Genomic DNA, 19,063 nt, shown 5'->3' on the forward strand with positions numbered 1-19,063 from the left:
GCCCATGGAAAGCGAGTCATTTCCCCGACCTCGACTCGCTGTTAAACGTAACGGAAATCTTCAAAATGTCTCGAAACTGAATCTTCATGAATCCAGAGCTTTCTTTTAATAACAGAATATAAAAACAAAGACGCTTGAAGTTACCCAAGCGTCTTTGTTTACTAATAATAAGGTTTATCACTGCTCATATTCCTACCGTCTGCAAAAACATTTATTCCACATTACTGTGCTTACTGAAAGCCTTCGCATGATCCACGTCATTCAATTCTCCATAGAATAAGCAGATCGTATCGAAGACAATATGCGCACACTGATCGAATAAGGAGCCAAGCGGCTGAATGGTCTTCACCTCATTTTCACGACGATACTTTGTGGCCGCAGGGATCTGCAGCACAGTAGTCGCGGCTTCAGCAAGATTTGATTCCGGATTTGTCGTTACCGCCGTAACATCACAGCCAAGTTCAGCCGCTTTTTCTGCGGTCCAGACGACACTTTTCGTAGTACCGGACCCAGAGATTGCGACAAGCAGATCGTCTCCTCCAATCGCCGGAGTGATCGTTTCCCCAATGACATAGACCTCTGCTCCTAAATGCATCAGGCGCATTGCAAAAGACTTAGCCATCAATCCTGAGCGACCCTCTCCAGTTACAAAGATCCTTTTTCCTGCAACTAATCGTTGCGCTGCTTGTTTAACCTCTGCTTCGTCAATCAATTGGCTGACAGATTTGATTTCTTCTAAAATGGTTTCCATATAACTCATTAGTTTGCCTCCTCATACTTGCTCAATTGTTTTAATCGTTCTGCCGCCTGGTTGCGGTTATCTGCTTTCGTAATCGCTGAACCAATAATGACTACTTCTGGCTTCAACTCCCGCAAACGGACAAGGGATGCTTCCGTAATCCCGCCTGCCATGGCCAGTCTTTTGTCTTGGAAAAGAGAAGAAGTCGTTTCATTCTTGCTTCCGCTTGTTTCCTGATCATCTTTACTTACATGCTCACAGAAAATCACATCGTTATAGCTCTTGAGCTGCTCTTTTTGCGTATCCGTTAAGTTCAGCAGATCAATCATTACCTCTTTGCCGTATTGACGTGCGGTTTGAATACAGGTTGTAATCGTTGCCTCAGATGCTGCGCCCATGACGGTCATAACATCGGCCCCTGCTTCAAAGCATAGAGCCGCCTCATATTTCGCGTTATCCATTGTTTTCATATCTGCAAGGATGGTTTTATCAGGGAAGGTCATTTTCAATTCTTTCACGCTTAACATCCCGAATTCTTTAATTAGAGATGTTCCAACTTCTATCCAATCCACATGATCTTCTACTTCCTTGGCAATAGCTTTCGCATCTTCAATAGAGAATCGATCTAAGGCTAATTGAATATTCATTCAAAAATCTCCTCCTTTTTTTAATTAGACAGCAGAAACTAAATCGGTTTAGTTCAGAAGTAAAATAAACGGCGCATCCGCACCTTCAGTCAGTTTGTCTGGCTGAAGTTTCGCGGATCACCAAGTCACAAGGGTACTGATATTCTTTTAACTCCACATCTTCTTTCTTAATTTGCTTTAATAGCAATTCTGCTGCTTTTTGTCCCATTTCAAAAGCAGGCTGTGAAATCGTTGATACAGCGGGAGTTGCCACATCGGCAAATGGAATGTTATCAAACACCACCAGTGAAAAATGCTCTGGAACGCTAATGGATTTCCTCTTCATAAATCTTAAGATTTCAAGAAAAACAAGATCATTCCCTGCCAGCAAAGCCGTAGGAGGCTGACTTAAGGAAAACATCCGGTCCAGTTCTAACTGAAGTTCTTCAATGGGCTGATTAATTACGTATTCGTCCTTGTATTCAATTTCATGATCCTGCAGGCAATTCTTATATCCTGTGACCCTTTCTGCCCGGGGACTGGTGGATAATTCCTGAGTAATAATTGAGATCTTACGGTGGCCGTATTTAATAAAATGATCCACGGCATCGTAGGCACTTTCCACGTTATTGGCCACAATTCTAGGAAGGTTCAGATCGCCTGCTTTCCGGTCCATAAATACAACGGGGTAGCCCGATTTAATCATCTGATCATATAAGTCAATATTCTTTGCTGTAGGAAAAATAATCAAGCCGTCCACTTGTTTAGCCATCAGCATTTCAATATATTTCTTTTCTTTAGCTGGATCATCATCAGCATTACACACGATCGCCTGAATATCTGAATCATAGCAGTATTCTTCAATGGCGTGACTGACCTCGGTAGAAAATCGGTGCATAATGTTCGCTACAATTATCCCGATCATAGATGTTCGTTTCTGTTTCAGGCTGCGGGCAATATAATTGGGCTGATAATCCAGCCGTTCAATCGCTTCTTTGATTCTGGTTCTCGTCTTTTCGCCCATGTATTCGTACCGCTTATTTAAATACTGGGAGACGGTGCTCTTCGAGACACCTGCTTCTTTGGCTACGTCTGCCATTGTCACTCGTTCCATGTTATCAACCTTTACAAAACCGTTATTCCTTCCATTGTAATATGCCTGCTTTAATTTATCTACCCGGAAGGCAGGAGAAAAGGACTAGCGAATCGCCAGTCCTTCTTCCATTTCAGATTGTAATGACGAGGATATTGATCGATCCTATACAGTTTTTCTTTGTAAGTTCACAGTTTCCGAAGGGGCTTTTGTACGTTTCTTTGCTGTTTGTGTCGCCCAAACGGTAAGAATAGCTGCAGCAAGCAGCGAACCTGACATAAAGATGTATGAAGCACCAAAACCGCCGGTAGCGCCATTCAAGTAACCAACAAAGTAGGCGCCGACGAATGAACCAAGGGCTCCACAGCTATTAATCAGTGCCATCGCTCCGCCAGAGACGTTACGCGGAAGAATTTCTGGAATAATCGCAAAGAACGGACCATAAGGCGCATACATGGCCCCTCCAGCTATGATTAACAAGGCAAAGGATAGCCAGAAATTACTCGTCCCAACTAAGTAGGAACAATAGAAGGCAACGGCTCCAACAAGAAGGAATGGCCAGACAAACCTGCTTCTATTCAAGGTTTTATCAGAGAAATAAGAACCGGTCAGCATTAAGATCACAGCTAAAATGTAAGGAACTGCAGATAACCATCCCGTTGACACCATGTCCATGTTGGGAGCTGCACTGATGATCGACGGCAGCCACATGACAAATCCGTACACTCCAATACTCCACAACGCATACTGCAAACTAAGCAGAATAACAGTTTTATTCTTAAAGGCTTCCCGATAGTTTTTAACGGGCTTAATCCCCTGCTGTTCTTTATCCAGTTCCTTTTGCAGAGCAGATTTCTCACCATCAGACAGCCACTTAGCGTCTTTAGGCTTATCATTAACAAGCTTCCACCAAATGAATGCCCATACTACAGCTGGAAGACCTTCGAGGATAAACATCCACCTCCAGCCAAAGGAATGCAGCAAATACCCTGATATAATCGACATCCACAACACAGTGGCAGGATTCCCCAAAATCAAGAAGGTATTGGCACGGGAACGTTCTTCTTTAGTGAACCAGTGACTTAGGAATACAAGCATTGCCGGCATAACAGCGCTTTCAACAACACCTAATAAAAACCGGATAACAAATAGAAAATTAACGTTGGAAATCATTCCGGTTAAACTAGCCAGAATCCCCCATAGAATTAACGACCAGAAAATAAGTTTCTTCGCACTCTTATTTTCCGCATAATGGGCCCCGGGAATCTGGAAGAAGAAATATCCCAGGAAGAATAACGCACCTAGTAATGAAGAAATACCTGGTGTGATATGCAGATCATTTGCTAGTCCAGAGGCAGCGCCAAAACCATAGTTGGCGCGGTCCAGATAAGCCAGGCTGTACGTAATAAAGGCAATAGGAATGAGTCTCATCCATCTTTGTTTAGCAAGCGTTTGTTTCATTTTACTTCGCTCCTTTAAGGTATGGTTTTATATAAGTTTCCAAAGCATCTCTCGTCGGGTATCCATCATTGTCACCTGGCGATTGTACGGCAAGAGCACCGATTGCATTCCCGCGGAAGACAGCATCTTTTAAAGTGATTCCATCTAGCAGACCACTTACCAGCCCAACAGCAAATCCATCTCCGGCTCCAACGGTATCTACCACTTGCGATACCTCTAAACCATTCACATATCCTTCTTCCGAACTCGTTTTGAAATAGGCTCCCTCGTCTCCGAGCTTGACGACGACTCCTTTTACTCCTTGTTCTAAATAGAAGTCGGCAATAGCTTCAGGAGTAGTGCGTCCTGTCAAAATTTCTCCTTCTTCCATTCCAGGCAATACATAATCGGTTTGAACTGCCGCTTCATTCGTTACTCTGATCATTTCTTCCTCAGAATTCCATAACGACGGCCGCAGATTAGGATCAAAGGAGACCGATTTTCCTGAACTCTTGATTAGCTTCAGGACATGCATCGCGAACTCTCTGGTTGAAGAGGCAAGCGCCAGCGGAATTCCTGTCATGTGTAAGTGCTCCGCCGAATCTACGTACTCCTGATCGGCATCTTCTACACTAAGCTGACTGGCTGCGGAACCTTTTCGAAAGTATTGAACCTCAGGATCTCCGGCAAACACTTTCGATTTGATTTGGAATCCGGTCGGATAGTCAGGTGTAGTGAGGACGTGGTCAATATTCACGTTCTTCTGCTTAAGCCGTTCCTTAATAAACTTTCCAAACGCATCTTCTCCCACCTTACTGATCCATCCGGACTGAAATCCAAGTTTCGCCATTCCAATAGCAAAGTTGGTTTCAGCTCCTGCCAGCTCACGGGTGTAATGAATGACTTGATGAAGTTCGCCCGGCTCTTCTGCCATAAACATAGCCATCGCTTCACCAAAGGTAATCACATCCAGGTTCTTCATACATTCTCCTCGCTTTCTGCCCCAGCCTCACTAACTAGTGAGATATACTTTCTAATTTCATTTGTATCTTTCAAAGGAAATTCCAACGCTTTGTGCATCGATTCTGGAAACACTTGCGCCGGTTTCCGCCAGCTGCTCGCTGGTTCTTCCGAAAGAGGCAGTGTCACCAGCTCGCCTTGTCTTTCCTTTACTTCTTTAAAATGAACATAGTCTACATAGTCGGAAAGCTTGGCTAATGCCTGCTCCATAACCTCTCCTGTAAAGCTCCAATTTCCGGTATCAAACGTCATTCCGACGGGTAACCCGATTTTTTGAGCAGCTGTGAAAAATCGATTCAGATTCTCTATATTACCGCCGTAAAGAGTTTGATCGTTTTCAATTAATACGTTCACTTCACTCGCTTGTTTATCCAGCCAATCCTTCAGCTGCGCTAGGTCCGAATGGTCAGCATCAAAATGGCCTAGTGAAAGCTTCAGCCGCTGTGCACCAAGCTCCTCTGCTTCGCGAAATACGGTTTCGAGCTGAGGATTCAGCGCTCCATCCTTTTCCCAAAGTTCAACCGGTGCGGAGTAAACCACAAACAAGTTGAGCTTTTTCAGTTTAGGTTTAAGCGTTTTCAATTCTTCCCTGAAATTCATCCATAATTCTCTTCTTAATTCCACTCCATAGGCATCTGCATCTGCGATGATTGAAAGGAATGCTTCCTGACCTTTTCTACTTAAGTCCTGATGATGAAAGGCGTTCATCGGAACAATAACTCTATTCATAAAGCAGCTCCTAACATTTAATAAATCGTTTTACTAAATCGGTTTAGTTGAATTATAAATTAAATGTAAGCGTTTTTCAAGATCAATATTTATTTTTTTCTCGCAGCCTTTGTTCTAATCAAATTGACCCACGAGCGGATATAAGTATAATTCTCTGACCTGAGAATAAACGCAGCTATTTTTTTAGTTCATAAAAAAAACTGCCTCTCTAAAGGCAGTCTTGAGATGGATTACTTCGTCAGGAAAGTATCTGGCATGACAGCAGCCATTACTTCTCCTTTTGCGCATAGCTTATCATCCGCAAAAACTTCTGACGTCACTTTCCACTTTTTCGGATGAATTTCTTCGACTTTCCCTATTGCCTTCAACGGAACTCCCTGGGGTGTGGGCTTAACATAATCGACGTGCAAGGAAGCCGTTACAAAACGTGGCGGCTCGGAACCATCGCCGATCTCCTGTCCGTTCTTTCTATGCAGAGCAATCGCAGCAGATCCCGTTCCGTGGCAATCAATTAACGAAGCAACAATCCCCCCGTAAACATATCCTGGCAGCGCCATATGTTCTTGCTTCGGGGTATAAATCGTAACCGTCTGCCCGTTCTGAATCCCCGTCCGGAAGTGGTGTCCTGCTTCATTCATTCGCCCGCATCCGTAGCACCACGAGAAATCCTCCGGGTAATCATCCTGAATGGCTTTGTCTAATTTCTCCTCCACTTGAAAACCTCCTAAAAACAAGCACAAACCTTGTTTGAAAAATGCTACTCTCTTCTTAATTTCTCTATAGAAACGTGATTTCCCTCTTACTTCTTCTCTACTTCTTTCAACATCGACATTTATTAGGGAAGGAGGACCCGCGTCATCCCTCCCCTTCGATTCCCCTGGCATGAAATTTTATGTTTTCGCTAATCCATTACTTTTTCCATATACACTTGCTCTGTCAGCGATTGAAAACCTTCTTCTTCCAGTAAACGAACCACCAGATGATTGGATTTAGGAAAGTTAAAGGTCATTCTCGTACAAGAAACAGACGGTTCAAAGATTTCCCTCAAGGCGAAGCGTATAGCGGCTTCAGTGTCGTTACTTTCCTCGTTGATTCCAGCGTGAAATAACATGATTCTGCTTGTCTCTCCCGCTTCATTAAAGGCACGTTTATACAAGACATGTGCCAGTGTTTCCTGGTCATTGCTAATGGAGGCAAGTTCGCCGTCTTTCCTGAGTGATGCCCATTGCGTCTGCCAGGGCACTTGTTGATCAAGAATTTTTAAATGGCGGGCATGAGCTGCCGGTGATTTTTCTATGTGAAATTCTTTGTCAGCTTGAAAGGCATGATCAGAAAGCTGTCCATCCTTCTGAAGGAATAAAAGCTGATCCTTCACTGTGTAACCTGCACGCTCGTAAAGTTTGATGGCATGATTGTTATTACTCAGAGCTTCCAGGGAAGCAAGATTTACGCCATGCTTCAGGTAGAGACGGATGGTATGATTCATCAGCTGCTTACCGATTCCCTGGCCGCGGAACTTGACGGCGATTCCAGTTCCTCCATTCCAGGCTGTCGTTTTTCCGTTCACTGTTCTTATTCCATTTAACACAATTCCGGCTGGTTCCCCTTCCATCCATGCCGCTAAGGACAGCTCAGGAGATAATTCTTCCGCGGCCATACGATCGATAAACTGGCGAATGGTTGTGGTGGCATCAGTGAAGTAGCCTTCAAAGCTAAGGTTCCAAAGGTCGACGGCATCTTTCAGTGATACTTCACTCAGCTTTTTAACGGTTAGCAATTGAATTCCTCCTTAAATTCCTTGTAGCAAAGAAGACTTTGTATTCATTCTTTTTCTTCGGCTCCATTTCCTGCTTGATTAACTATTTTCCTGTTCTCATTCACACAAAAGCACCCTTTTTAAAACCGAGAATGGTTTCGTTATTGAATATGGAAAAAGGTTCCGGGAAACGAATCACTTTCCTGAACACCTCTTCACAGGAATGGAAGCGGAACCTTGCCATTCCTATTTAGCTTGCAGAGCATCCAGTGGAAAATCAGGGAACTTCAAACTTCACGGAAGGTAAGCAGAATTTTTTTCTTTTTTCATGAGCAGGATATTAAAAGCTTACCTGTAATTATGCTAAAATTGCTTGTTGGTACTATATCAATAGAAAGAAGGAATTCATATATGTCAGAAGGACAGCCTCAACAGCAGGAAGCTATAAATCGTGTTCCGTTAATGATCGTGTTAATTTCCGGAGCGTTTATCGCGATTTTAAACCAAACCTTGCTCGCTACCGCTATCCCTAAAATTATGGCTGACTTGCAGCTTGATGCCAATACAGCCCAGTGGCTGCAGTCTATTTTCATGCTCGTGAACGGGATCATGATTCCGATCACTGCCTTTTTAATCGAACGCTTTACAACAAGACGATTATTTTTAACGGCGGTTGGATTATTTGCCGTTGGGACGTTAGTGTGTGCCCTTTCCCCTAACTTCACGTTCCTTTTATTAGGAAGGATCCTGCAGGCAGCTGGTGCGGGTATCATTATCCCGCTTATGCAAACCATCCTTTTCCTTGTCTTTCCCATTGAAAAACGTGGACAGGCAATGGGAATGTTTGGCCTTGTTATTGCCTTTGCTCCAGCAATCGGACCGACGTTGTCCGGATATCTAGTGGATCAATTCCCGTGGAGAAGTTTATTTTACATTATCCTGCCGATTGCCATTCTTGATATGATTTTTGCCTATTTTGTTTTGAAAAATGTAACCGAGCAAACCTATCCGAAAGTTGACCCGATTTCAATTATCCTGTCCACTTTTGGTTTTGGAGGCATCCTCTACGGCTTTAGTGTCGCCGGTAATGGTGGCTGGGGACACCCGGAAGTTATCATTTCTTTAGTTGTCGGAGCTATTACGCTCACGCTGTTTATTTTCCGACAGCTGCGTCTTGCTAAGCCAATACTTGAATTCAGGATATTCAAGTACAAAATATTCACGTTAACGACCGCTCTTGGAATGGTCACATTTATGGCGATGATCGGAGGATCCGTCATTCTACCGATCTTTATGCAGAACATGCTTGGATTTACCGCCTTTGAATCCGGCTTAATGCTGCTCCCCGGAGCACTGCTTATGGGAATAATGAACCCGATTACTGGACGGTTATTTGATAAATTCGGAGCGAGGTGGCTGGCTGTAACCGGTCTTGGTCTGCTTGGACTGGCCACATTCTTATTAACGGACCTGACCCCATCGACCTCGTTCTTGTACCTGGCTTCCATTAATGGGATTCGAATGTTTGGAATTGCGATGGTGATGATGCCTGTCACCACAGCGGGACTTAATCAGCTTCCGCCTCACTTAATGCCGCACGGTACAGCTATGAATAATACGATGCGACAAGTATCAGGAGCGGTAGGAACCGCCCTGCTCGTCTCCATTATGACCAACCAGGCAGATCCTTCTAAAGGGATTACCGGTGCTATTCATGGAGTGAACGTTTCCTTCGTAGCTGCTGGTATCATTGCATTCGCAGGCTTTGTTATGGCGTTTTTCATTAAGAACTCCCGGCCTGAAAAAGAACAAACGATTTAGAGAAGCTTGCATTTAATCTGATTAGACAGCGTATCATATACACGAGAAAACCCGGCCCCCCTCATAGGGGTTCGGGTTTTCTTAAATTTTTTATGAAGATTCCGCTTAGATGGCTAGGTCACCAGTTTTTTCATTAATGGATAGATCCCTAGACTTTGGAAAATTAAAGAGAGGATGACCACGGCAAAACTGATCGACAATAGTTGATTGCCGCTTCCGCCGGCTTCCACATGCAGGCTTAATAAAAGAAAGACGGACATCGTACCGCGAATACCTGCCCATGATATTAAGGCAGAATGTTTCCAGTTGAGTAGACGGCGAAACCCGCTGAATGCCTGCATCGTTCCGGCAACGACCACAAAGCGGACAATCACAGATCCGATAAAGATGAGGATAGCGAGCAGCCAGGAAACAGAAGATAAATACTGGGTGGCTTCAATTCCAATTAACAAAAATACGAGCGACAAGAGCGATGGTTCTACTACCTCCCAGAAACCAGCGAGTGCTTCGCGGTAATGATCTTCTCTGTTAAGATGATCAAATTCCCAGGAAAGCATAATCCCCGCCGTTACGGTGGCAAGGACGCCTGAAAACCCCAGGAACTCTGCCAGGTGAAAGGTTCCGTAGGCAGTAATGATACTAAGCATCACCTGATATTGTGTGTGATGCGTAATATGGACCGCACGGCTGCACAGCCAGCCTATGATAAGTCCGAGCGCTGTCCCACCTATCGAGACATAAAGAAATTCGCCAAGAAACGACCAGATTTCAAAGTCTTGCCCATTCAAATACATGCCGGATAATACACCAAACAGCACGACGCTCGTTCCGTCATTAATCATCGATTCTCCATCCACAACATCTGCCACATCTGCATTTCCTGATGACTGTTTTAATATCGATACCACAGAGACTGGATCCGTAGGAGTTAGAATAGAAGCCGCAAGCAGTGCTCCAATCCAGGTCATACTTAAATACGCGCCGCCGATCCAATAGATCAGCCCGCCAAGCAGTAAAGCAGTAATAACTAACCCTGCAGTTGAGAGCACCCCAATCAGCCAGGCATGCTTTCGAAGCGCCGCCGGGGAAAATGCATAAGCGGAGGTAAACAACAGCCCTGGGAGAAACACATCATAAATGATGGTTTCTGAAACTTGAATAGTCGTAAAATAAGGAACAAATGATAACCCCATACCCATCAATAATAAGATCACGGGCACCGGGAAGTTTTCCTGCTTTTTATCAATGGTAAAAATAATATAACCGATACCTAATAACAAAATGACTTGTGGCGCCGACATTTACAATCCTCCATAACCTATTAGAAATCTTTATCCCTTCTACACAGTAATGATTCAACAAAAAGGTAAAGTTTCCTGCTTGTGCGTGAATCAAGCATAGCTTTTGACAGTCTCGCCCTTTTCGGCTATTTTTTATGAAGGCTAATGATAAGTAAACCGATAAGATTTAATTAGTATAGATGAAATAGGAGGTAAGAATATGAAAGCATTATGGAAAGGGTACCTGGAGACATCATTAATTGCGAAGATTACAGTCGCTTTAATACTAGGTATTGCAGTAGGGCTCCTATTTGGAGAAGATGCGGCCGTACTTGCGCCGATTGGCGATTTACTGCTTCGTTTATTGCAATTTGTCATTGTCCCTCTGATTCTGTTCACTTTAATCGTCGGGGTGAACCAGACAAACATCGGAAGTCTGGGACGCATGGGAGGAAAAGTATTTCTTTATTACTTGCTCACTTCTGCAGCGGCTTTAGTCGTCGGGGTGATCGTGGCCAGTCTACTCAATCCGGGAACGGGCACTTCTCTTACAGGAAGTGAAAGCATAGAAACTCCTGATAATCCAGGAGTCGTGCAAGTATTGCTAAATATTGTTCCGCAGAATATCGTTACAGCTTTTTCAGAAATGAATCTGCTGGGAATGATCTTTACGGCACTAGTGTTCGGAATTGCTATTTCTTATTTACGGTCTGGCAAGGACCATCACGATTTGGGAGAACATCTCTATAAGGTAGTGGATGCTCTTAACGAAACGACACTTGCCGTGATGAAAGGTATTCTGCAGTTTGTGCCGATTGGTATTTTCGCCATCATTGCGAAAGTCGTGGGTAATCAAGGAGCAGATACGCTATTATCTCTCTGGAATTTCATTGTAGTCCTGTATGTTGCCTTGCTTGTCCAGCTCGGTCTATATGTTCTGTTTCTTCTGGCAGGGAAAACTCGGCCAGGGCAATTCTTTAAGCAAGCCCGCACCCCGATGCTGACAGCTTTTGCTACACAGAGCAGTTCTGGAACGTTGCCGCTCACCCTGGATGCAGCGCGCAATCTAGGTTTGAAGAAAAGCCTTTATGGTTTCAGCCTGCCGCTCGGAGCAACGATGAACATGGACGGGGCCGCGATTCGAATTGCCGTCTCTGCCGTTTTTGCGGCCAATGTGGTCAATGATCCGCTCAGCTTCTCAGCGATTGTGCAAATTGTTATTGTTGGAACCCTTGCTTCGGTCGGGACAGCTGGCGTGCCAGGGGCCGGAATTATTATGATTGCGACCGTCTTCTCCCAGGTTGGACTGCCGATGGAAGCGGTAGCGCTCTTGACTGCCGTTGATGTGCTCGTCGGCATGGGCTGTACCGCTCTAAACGTAACCGGCGATCTTGTCGGTACATCGATTATTAACCGAACGGAACAACCAAAAGAAACACAGAAATAAATGGTCGCCGGGACATTAGAAGATACCTTCACTTTATCTCGAATAGAGCGAAAAGAATGTAGACGTCCTGTGACCTAGACAAACTGCCTCATGAAGGACAAAATAATCCGAACGATGATGGAACGGTTACACGTCATCATTGTTCGGATTTTATATGGGCTAAAAAACTTCTGGCACCGACTCTTTATTACGACAATTTCGAACAAAGCGGTTCGATCTCTTTAGGGAAAATTTCTGTAACTTCCTGGTTCCAGTATCACGTGGTGGCAGCTCCATTGTACGGGTGCGCGTTTATAAGTAGATGAGCATTCAATACAGCTGCTGGATAAAGACAGATAAACGCCTTGGTTCAGCACTGTTATTTCAACCTGGATCCTCACAAAATATCTGATAATTGTGTTAAAATAAAAGGAGTAAGACAAATTATTATCTTCAAAGGAGCGGTTCCTTATGGCAAAAAAATCCTCGTCGCTTATGATGGAAGTGAATTAAGCCAGCAGGCCGTCCGGGAAGCAAAAACCAATGCCACGGAACATCCAGATACCGTCATCCACGTAATCACTGTGATTTATGCCACCGGACCTGTAACCAATACGGTCTTTATGCGCAGTATCGGTCATGAATTAGCGGAACAGTATGAATCTGAAATAGCGAAAGTGAAGGATGAACTTGAAGCTGAAGATTATTCTGTAGAAACAAAAGTTATTGTGGGCGAATCAAACAGAAATCCAGGTGCAGCCATTTGCGATTATGCCAAAGATATGGATGCAGAACTTATTATTATTGGGAATCGTGGACTTGGCGGGATGAAGAAACTATTGCTGGGAAGTGTGAGTGACTATGTCGTTCACCATTCTGCCTGCCCGGTACTCATTATGAAATAGAGCGGACTTTGGAAGTGAATCGAACACTGCTGTGATGGCAGTGGAATAGAACCCTTTTAACCATCACTAAATCCGAACGAGGAAGAAATGTTCACAGCATTCATCCTCGTTCGGATTTTTTGTCATACATATAAGATACGAGTCTTCTGTGGGTGTATGGGAGAAGGGTGACCCGTGGCCCCACACCTCTTCTTTTTTCCCTTAGATCAATCCGATCGAAGCAAGAATAATTGCAACGACGACGGACAATACCGGAATGAGTACAGCTACGACAAAGATATCTTTATAGCTGTCTTTATGAGTTAATCCAGTAATCGCAAGCAGGGTAAGCACTGCCCCATTATGAGGAAGTGCATCCAGACCGCCGGAAGAAATGGAGGCGACCCGGTGAAAGGCTTCCGGGCTGATGCCCGTATCCATAGCAATCTCATAATATTTCGACCCTAATGCTTCAAGCGCAATGCCCATTCCGCCTGAAGCAGACCCAGTCGCTCCAGCCAGGACGTTAACAGCAATGGATTCTGAGATCAGCGGATTTCCTTTCACTCCCATTAGTAATTCGGTCAGCTTCTGAAATCCGGGAACGGCTTTGACGACCGTACCAAATCCTACAGCTGCACTGGTATTTATAATGGCAATAACTGAACCGCTCGCTCCACTGTTGATCGACGGAACAAAGCGTTTGAATTTCGTAATATTCAGCAGCATAATCAAAATAATTCCTGATATCAAGGCAATGACAACGTCCCATTTTAATAAATTCAAAGTCAGCAATACAGTCAGCAATGGTAAAATCGATAAAATAAACGGAGGCGCTTTGACCTCATCTTCGGTTATTTTATTATCCTTAGGTTCCGTAAATACTTCTCCTTTTTCTGTCAGCTGCTTCTCACGCCACCGCAAATAGAAGTATCCACCGACAGCCATTACAAGAGCACCAGCGATCCCCATAATCGGAGCTGCCGTAGGCGTTGTCTTAAAATACTCCATAGGGATCAAGTTCTGGATCTGCGGGGTTCCAGGAATCGCCGTCATGGTAAAGGTAAAGGAACCTAACGCTACGGTTGCGGGGATCAGCTTTCTGCTGATGTTGGCTTCACGGAATAAAGATAACGCTAACGGATAGACCGCGAAGACGACCACGAACAAACTCACGCCTCCGTAGGTAAGTACAGCTGCAGAGGCAAGAACTCCTAATATCGCCCGTTTTGTACCGATAACTTTGGTCAGCGCTACTGCAACGGAGCGGGCCATGCCCGTATCTTCCATCAGTTTGCCAAACACGGCCCCGAGCATAAATACCGGGAACCAGTCTTTCGCAAAGGAAACAAACCCGCCCATGTATGTATCCGTATAGGCATTTAATAAATCAAGGCCGCCCGTCAAGGCGACGACTCCCGCCGCAATCGGCGCGATCCAAATAATCGACCATCCTAAGTAGGCAAGTGCCATTAATACAACCAGTCCTAGTAAAATACCAAGCATTTAGTTCCCTCCATTATGTTCATATTTCTCAAGCTCTTTTTACAAGACGTCTTTTCATTTCTTTTCAAAATTGCCTAAAGGAAAGGGATAGAGTACTTCTCAGATATCGATCCTTTTCCTTTTTTCTGCCTCGGGGATTTATTGAGCGGTATAGCCGCCATCAATAACCACTGCCTGACCGGTCACCCCTCGTGCCTTATCACTGGCTAAGAATAATGTATAGTCGGCAATTTCTTGAACGGACAGAAGCCGTTTCTGCGGCACCAGCGGATAAATGACCTCTTCCAGCACCTTTTCCAGCGATACGTCGCGGTTACTCGCTAAGTCCTCCAGCTGGTTTCTGACGAGAGGAGTATCCACATAGCCAGGGCATAGCGCATTCACTGTAATCCCATGCTCCGCTCCTTCTAAAGCAGTGACCTTTGTGAGACCAATCACGCCATGCTTGGAGCTGTTATAAGCGGCTTTCCCAGCAAAACCAATTAATCCATTAATGGAGGCCATATTAATAATTCTTCCTGAGCCTTGTTTCTTCATAATTGGGAACACATGCTTAGTCGCCATAAAAGGGGCAACAAGCATCACTTTCGTTATCCATTCAAATTTCTCCGTAGGAAATTCCTCGATCGCCGCAACATGCTGCAATCCGGCGTTATTTACTAAAATATCTAGAGAGCCATAGTGGGAAACCGTATGATCGATGGCCTCGGTCAATTCGCTTTCCTTCGTAACATCACACTTAATCCCGATACACTCAAAACCGTCATCAGCCACCTTGGCAGCCGCTTCCTGAACATGATCTTCATCAATGTCGGTAAAAACCACTTTCGCCCCTTGTTTCGCAAACTCTCTTCCTATTTCATGGCCGATTCCGCTTGCGGCTCCTGTAATAAACACAACTTTTCCATCTACCATGTTTCTCGTCCTCCCTGTCTGTTGTTGTAGTAGCGCTTAAAAAGCGGTTTCTAATAATTCGGGACTTACCTGTAACGCTGCTCCTGTAGAGTTTTTCACTTCTTCAACGGTAAAGCCTTCGGCGACTTCTTTAAGCACCAATCCGTCTTCGGTAACGTCAATGACGGCACGATCGGTAATGATGCGGTTCACCACTCCTTTACCGGTTAGCGGAAGCGTGCACTCCTTTAAGATCTTCGGCTCTCCGTGTTTATTCACGTGATCCATAATAATTACAATTTTCTTCGCGCCATGGACGATATCCATCGCACCGCCCATCCCTTTAATCATCTTCCCAGGGATCATCCAATTGGCCAGATCGCCATGCTCAGACACTTCCATGCCCCCTAAAATGGCCAGGTCAAGATGCTCTCCCCGGATCATCGCAAACGATTCGGCACTGCTGCAGTACGCGGCACCCACCGAAGCGGTCACGGTTTCTTTTCCTGCATTAATGAGATCGGGGTCGACTTCTTCTTCCAAAGGGGACCGGCCAATGCCGAGCAGACCATTTTCCGATTGCAGAACGACTTGTTTATTGGATTGAATATAGTTCGCTACCATCGTTGGCATTCCGATACCGAGATTGACATAGAAACCGCTTTCAATTTCCTGCTCAGCTCGTCGGGCAATTTTCTCTCTCACTGCTGCTTTATCGATCTTCTCACTCATTTGATCACCCCTCCTAGTTATTTGAAGCTAGCGTCAGACGCTCGATTCTTTTTTCCTGCTTGCCTTCGATTAATCCTTGCACATAAATTCCCGGAGTGTGAATCGCATCGGCATCAAGCTCGCCCGGTTCCACCAGTTCCTCTACCTCCGCAATCGTTACCTTGCCGGCCGCGGCCATCATCGGGTTGAAATTACGAGCGGTTTTGTTGTACACCAAATTCCCGTGCCGATCCCCTCTCGCCGCTCTAACCAAACTGAAATCGGCCTGTAAGCCTCTTTGCAGGAGATAGTCTTTGCCATCGAAACTTCTGACCTCCTGCCCTTCTGCAAGCGGAGTCCCTACGCCTGCCGGGGTATAGAACGCGGGAATTCCGGATCCACCGGCTCTGATTTTCTCAGCGAGCGTGCCCTGAGGGGTGAGTTCCACTTCCAGTTCTCCTGCTAAGACCTGGCGTTCAAATTCTTTATTCTCGCCAACGTAAGAACCAATCATCTTATCAATTTGATTATTTTTCAGAAGCAGTCCAAGCCCCCAGTCATCCACCCCGCAGTTATTGGAAATCACAGTTAAGTGCTTGACCTTCGATTCCACTAATGCCAGAATCAGATTTTCGGGAATCCCTACTAAACCAAATCCACCCACCATAATCGTGGAATAATCTTTAATCTCACTTACTGCTTCTTGAAACGTTGTATAAACGGTTTTCATTTGCTATCCACTCCCTTCACTCTCTCTACATGCAAAAATCGTGCCAATTATCAAAAAATAAATAAATCCATCGTTAGCAGGCTTTGCAAGTCATTGCCGATAGAGCTAATTCCAGGTTTCCGGAAAAATCCCCATTGAGAAATGTTCATTCGATGTAAACCCTTACATTTTACGCAAAAAAAGAACCATTCCAGTTTATCGGAATGACTTTCCGAAATTATGGAATGGTTTTACAGCTGATATTTTTTTACTTTATCATAAAGACTCGACTTTCCTATGTTGAGCAGTTCAGCAGCTTTCGATTTATCACCGTCTGCTTTTTTCAACGCTCGTTCCACTGCCTGCTTTTCTGCTTTATCCATGATTGCTTTTAACCCTTGAGTCTCTTCGCCTAGGTACGAATGGGACAGGAGATGAGCAGGCAGGTCTTCCACGCGGATGACTTCAGTATTGGTCAGATACACCGCCGACTCGACCACATTCTCCAGTTCGCGTACGTTGCCCGGCCAGTGATACGCTTGGAAGATTTCAAATACCTCTTCTTCAAAGTCGACCACTCGTTTGCCAATCCGCTCGGTCAGCTTGTGCAGAAGTGATTTTGCCAGCAGACGGATGTCTTCCTTACGGTCACGGAGGGAAGGAATCTGCAGCTGTACCACATTGATTCGGTAAAATAAATCTTCACGAAATTCTTTCGATTCAATAAGCTCTTCTAAGGGCTGATGCGTCGAAGCAATAATCCGAACATCTATTTTCTCTGGTTTCAGTGCACCTACCGCTTCCACTTCCCCCTCCTGTAGGACTCGGAGGATCTTCACCTGGGCATTTAATGGCATGTCCCCGATCTCATCCAGAAACAACGTCCCGCCATCAGCCAGTTGAAACTTCCCTGGCTTCCCGCCTCGTTTAGCTCCCGTAAAGGCGCCTTCCTGATAGCCAAACAACTCGGATTCCAGCAGATTATCAGGAATTGCCGCACAGTTTACTTTCACAAATGGCTGGGTACTCCGCTCACTCAAATGGTGAAGACTATGGGCAAACAATTCCTTGCCGGTTCCGCTTTCTCCTCTTAAGAGCACGGACACGTCTCCGGGGGCTATCTTTTTCACTTTATTTTTCAGCTGGTCCATCGTGTTCGACCGGCTGATGATGTGATGAAGAGAATAGACAGCGCCGTTCTTTTGCTGCAGTTGGGTGCGGTAAGCCTCCAACTCTAGCAGAAGCTCTTTAATGTGACTGTTCATCTTCAGCCATTCCTCGGTATCACGGAATAATACCATGCCAAGAGCACCGACCACTTCTCCCTCAGAACGCAGCGGAATGCGGCTGGCGATCATATAGTTGCCACGAATATACTGAAGATCAGCAATTTCTTCCTCCCCCGAATCCACAACGAGATGCATGCGCGTATTCTCGATTATACTCGTCACATGATGGCCGAGCGCTTCCGATTTCTTTACATTCAAGAACCGGCAGTACTCTTCATTCAAATAAGAAATCAACCCTTCGTGATCGACGATAACAATACAGAAATTCCCGCTTTCAAAAAAAGTTTCAAACAAATCGTATCGATGATATCCCAACAACGAGTCCATGGCTTAACCTCCCGTCTAAAATCGCCCGATGAATGACAGCGATTTCATTTTTAAGTGGAACAACAACACAGGCCTGGCAGCTGTGCTCTTGCTATGTCGATTACTTATCAATCGCAAGCTTCTTAATTTTTTCCGCGTGATCAGGATAGTGAGGCAATAGCTCTTGTTGCGAAAGCAGTTCAAAATCGGCAAAATCAAACCCTGGCGAAACCATGCAGCCGGCAAGCGAAAATGTATCTGGCTGATCAACTGTGGAACCAAAAATCGTATCCTTCGGCACCACGAATTGAGGAACTTCCCCGCGCTTCACATCCAGACCGAGTTTCACTTCCTGATAGGTGCCGTCTGAGTGAACCATATGTATGGTAATCGAACTGCCCGCATGAAAATACCACAGCTCGTCGGATTTTAACCGGTGAAAATGCGAGATGTCCTTAGATCTCAGCAAAAAATAGATACTCGTATACAGTTTTCTTTCTCCTTGATCTGCTTCAGTCCAAAGCGAAGATTCATAGGTGCTTTTGTAGAAGCCGCCTTCTGGATGCGGTTCTAATCCTAACTGGTCAATCCATTCTTGAACGTTCATTTGTCTCATCCTAACTTTTGGTTTAATCGTTCCCTACTGCTTTTATCGTACCATACAAACCAAAAAGGGAGAGGAAGGAGCAAAGAGAATACTTAAGGAAAACCCCATCATTAGAATAAGGACAGCGTGTATATTTAGATCCCAGAAGACCCGAACCAAAGAAAATCAGAGGTTCGGGTCTTCTGGTGAATCCTATTCTTTTGTCTGTACTTTATGATGTTCACTCC

Annotated in this window: 18 protein-coding genes; 3 read left to right on the forward strand and 15 right to left on the reverse strand. The window is 44.9% G+C overall.

The genetic code is table 11. The features are described from left to right. Positions 1-211: 211 nt before the first annotated feature. The 8 genes from hxlB to Q7A53_RS16395 all read right to left on the reverse strand — a co-directional run bounded on the left by hxlB (position 212) and on the right by Q7A53_RS16395 (position 7,424). Positions 212-760 (reverse strand): 6-phospho-3-hexuloisomerase, encoded by a 549-nt coding sequence (gene hxlB, locus Q7A53_RS16360; RefSeq protein WP_411790262.1) that lies wholly within the window; start codon positions 758-760, stop codon positions 212-214. Continuing rightward, positions 760-1,386, reverse strand: coding sequence for a 3-hexulose-6-phosphate synthase (gene hxlA, locus Q7A53_RS16365; RefSeq protein ID WP_411790263.1), 627 nt, complete (start codon positions 1,384-1,386; stop codon positions 760-762). Before hxlA ends, hxlB begins: the two co-directional genes overlap by 1 nt. Before the next feature lie 85 nt (positions 1,387-1,471). Then, positions 1,472-2,479 (reverse strand): LacI family DNA-binding transcriptional regulator, encoded by a 1,008-nt coding sequence (locus Q7A53_RS16370; protein WP_411790264.1) that lies wholly within the window; start codon positions 2,477-2,479, stop codon positions 1,472-1,474. 144 nt (positions 2,480-2,623) lie between these two features. Further along, positions 2,624-3,919 carry an MFS transporter gene (locus Q7A53_RS16375; RefSeq protein ID WP_411790265.1) on the reverse strand — a complete coding sequence of 432 codons (1,296 nt, stop codon included), beginning with the start codon at positions 3,917-3,919 and terminating at the stop codon, positions 2,624-2,626. Position 3,920: 1 nt separating this feature from the next. Further along, positions 3,921-4,880 (reverse strand): sugar kinase, encoded by a 960-nt coding sequence (locus Q7A53_RS16380; protein ID WP_411790266.1) that lies wholly within the window; start codon positions 4,878-4,880, stop codon positions 3,921-3,923. Continuing rightward, positions 4,877-5,647: a sugar phosphate isomerase/epimerase family protein gene (locus Q7A53_RS16385; protein ID WP_411790267.1), complete on the reverse strand. Its 771-nt coding sequence runs from the start codon at positions 5,645-5,647 to the stop codon at positions 4,877-4,879. The genes Q7A53_RS16380 and Q7A53_RS16385 overlap by 4 nt, the downstream gene beginning before the upstream one ends. A 230-nt stretch (positions 5,648-5,877) precedes the next feature. Beyond that, entirely contained in the window at positions 5,878-6,360 is a 483-nt protein-coding gene (locus Q7A53_RS16390; protein ID WP_411790268.1) for a PaaI family thioesterase, read from the reverse strand. A gap of 188 nt (positions 6,361-6,548) precedes the next feature. Then, a complete protein-coding gene (locus Q7A53_RS16395; protein WP_411790269.1) occupies positions 6,549-7,424 on the reverse strand; it encodes a GNAT family N-acetyltransferase in 876 nt (291 codons plus the stop codon). A gap of 390 nt (positions 7,425-7,814) precedes the next feature. Between Q7A53_RS16395 and Q7A53_RS16400 the strand changes: the two genes are divergently transcribed. Then, the gene (locus Q7A53_RS16400) at positions 7,815-9,224 is read left to right on the forward strand and encodes an MDR family MFS transporter (RefSeq protein ID WP_411790270.1); all 1,410 of its coding nucleotides are present in this window, start codon (positions 7,815-7,817) and stop codon (positions 9,222-9,224) included. Positions 9,225-9,337: 113 nt separating this feature from the next. Here Q7A53_RS16400 and Q7A53_RS16405 read toward each other — a convergent pair whose 3' ends face one another. Beyond that, a complete protein-coding gene (locus Q7A53_RS16405; RefSeq protein WP_411790271.1) occupies positions 9,338-10,525 on the reverse strand; it encodes a cation:proton antiporter in 1,188 nt (395 codons plus the stop codon). 199 nt (positions 10,526-10,724) lie between these two features. Between Q7A53_RS16405 and Q7A53_RS16410 the strand changes: the two genes are divergently transcribed. Continuing rightward, the gene (locus Q7A53_RS16410) at positions 10,725-11,951 is read left to right on the forward strand and encodes a dicarboxylate/amino acid:cation symporter (protein ID WP_411790272.1); all 1,227 of its coding nucleotides are present in this window, start codon (positions 10,725-10,727) and stop codon (positions 11,949-11,951) included. Between the two features lie 344 nt (positions 11,952-12,295). Then, positions 12,296-12,835, forward strand: a complete 540-nt coding sequence (locus tag Q7A53_RS16415) for a universal stress protein (protein ID WP_411790273.1) — start codon at positions 12,296-12,298, stop codon at positions 12,833-12,835. 201 nt (positions 12,836-13,036) lie between these two features. Here Q7A53_RS16415 and Q7A53_RS16420 read toward each other — a convergent pair whose 3' ends face one another. From Q7A53_RS16420 to Q7A53_RS16445, 6 genes are all read right to left on the reverse strand, one after another. Then, the gene (locus Q7A53_RS16420; protein ID WP_411790274.1) at positions 13,037-14,320 is read right to left on the reverse strand and encodes a GntP family permease; all 1,284 of its coding nucleotides are present in this window, start codon (positions 14,318-14,320) and stop codon (positions 13,037-13,039) included. 138 nt (positions 14,321-14,458) lie between these two features. Then, the gene (locus Q7A53_RS16425; protein ID WP_411790275.1) at positions 14,459-15,235 is read right to left on the reverse strand and encodes a 3-hydroxybutyrate dehydrogenase; all 777 of its coding nucleotides are present in this window, start codon (positions 15,233-15,235) and stop codon (positions 14,459-14,461) included. A 36-nt stretch (positions 15,236-15,271) separates the two neighbouring features. After that, entirely contained in the window at positions 15,272-15,946 is a 675-nt protein-coding gene (locus tag Q7A53_RS16430) for a 3-oxoacid CoA-transferase subunit B (protein ID WP_411790276.1), read from the reverse strand. A gap of 13 nt (positions 15,947-15,959) precedes the next feature. Further along, positions 15,960-16,655, reverse strand: coding sequence for a CoA transferase subunit A (locus Q7A53_RS16435; protein WP_411790277.1), 696 nt, complete (start codon positions 16,653-16,655; stop codon positions 15,960-15,962). Positions 16,656-16,885: 230 nt separating this feature from the next. Further along, the gene (locus tag Q7A53_RS16440; protein ID WP_411790278.1) at positions 16,886-18,250 is read right to left on the reverse strand and encodes a sigma-54 interaction domain-containing protein; all 1,365 of its coding nucleotides are present in this window, start codon (positions 18,248-18,250) and stop codon (positions 16,886-16,888) included. A 100-nt stretch (positions 18,251-18,350) separates the two neighbouring features. Continuing rightward, positions 18,351-18,845 carry a cupin domain-containing protein gene (locus Q7A53_RS16445; RefSeq protein WP_411790279.1) on the reverse strand — a complete coding sequence of 165 codons (495 nt, stop codon included), beginning with the start codon at positions 18,843-18,845 and terminating at the stop codon, positions 18,351-18,353. Positions 18,846-19,063: the final 218 nt, after the last annotated feature.

The organism is Halobacillus rhizosphaerae (genome assembly GCF_046719735.1).
In the GTDB taxonomy this organism is placed as follows: domain Bacteria; phylum Bacillota; class Bacilli; order Bacillales; family Halobacillaceae; genus Halobacillus_B; species Halobacillus_B rhizosphaerae.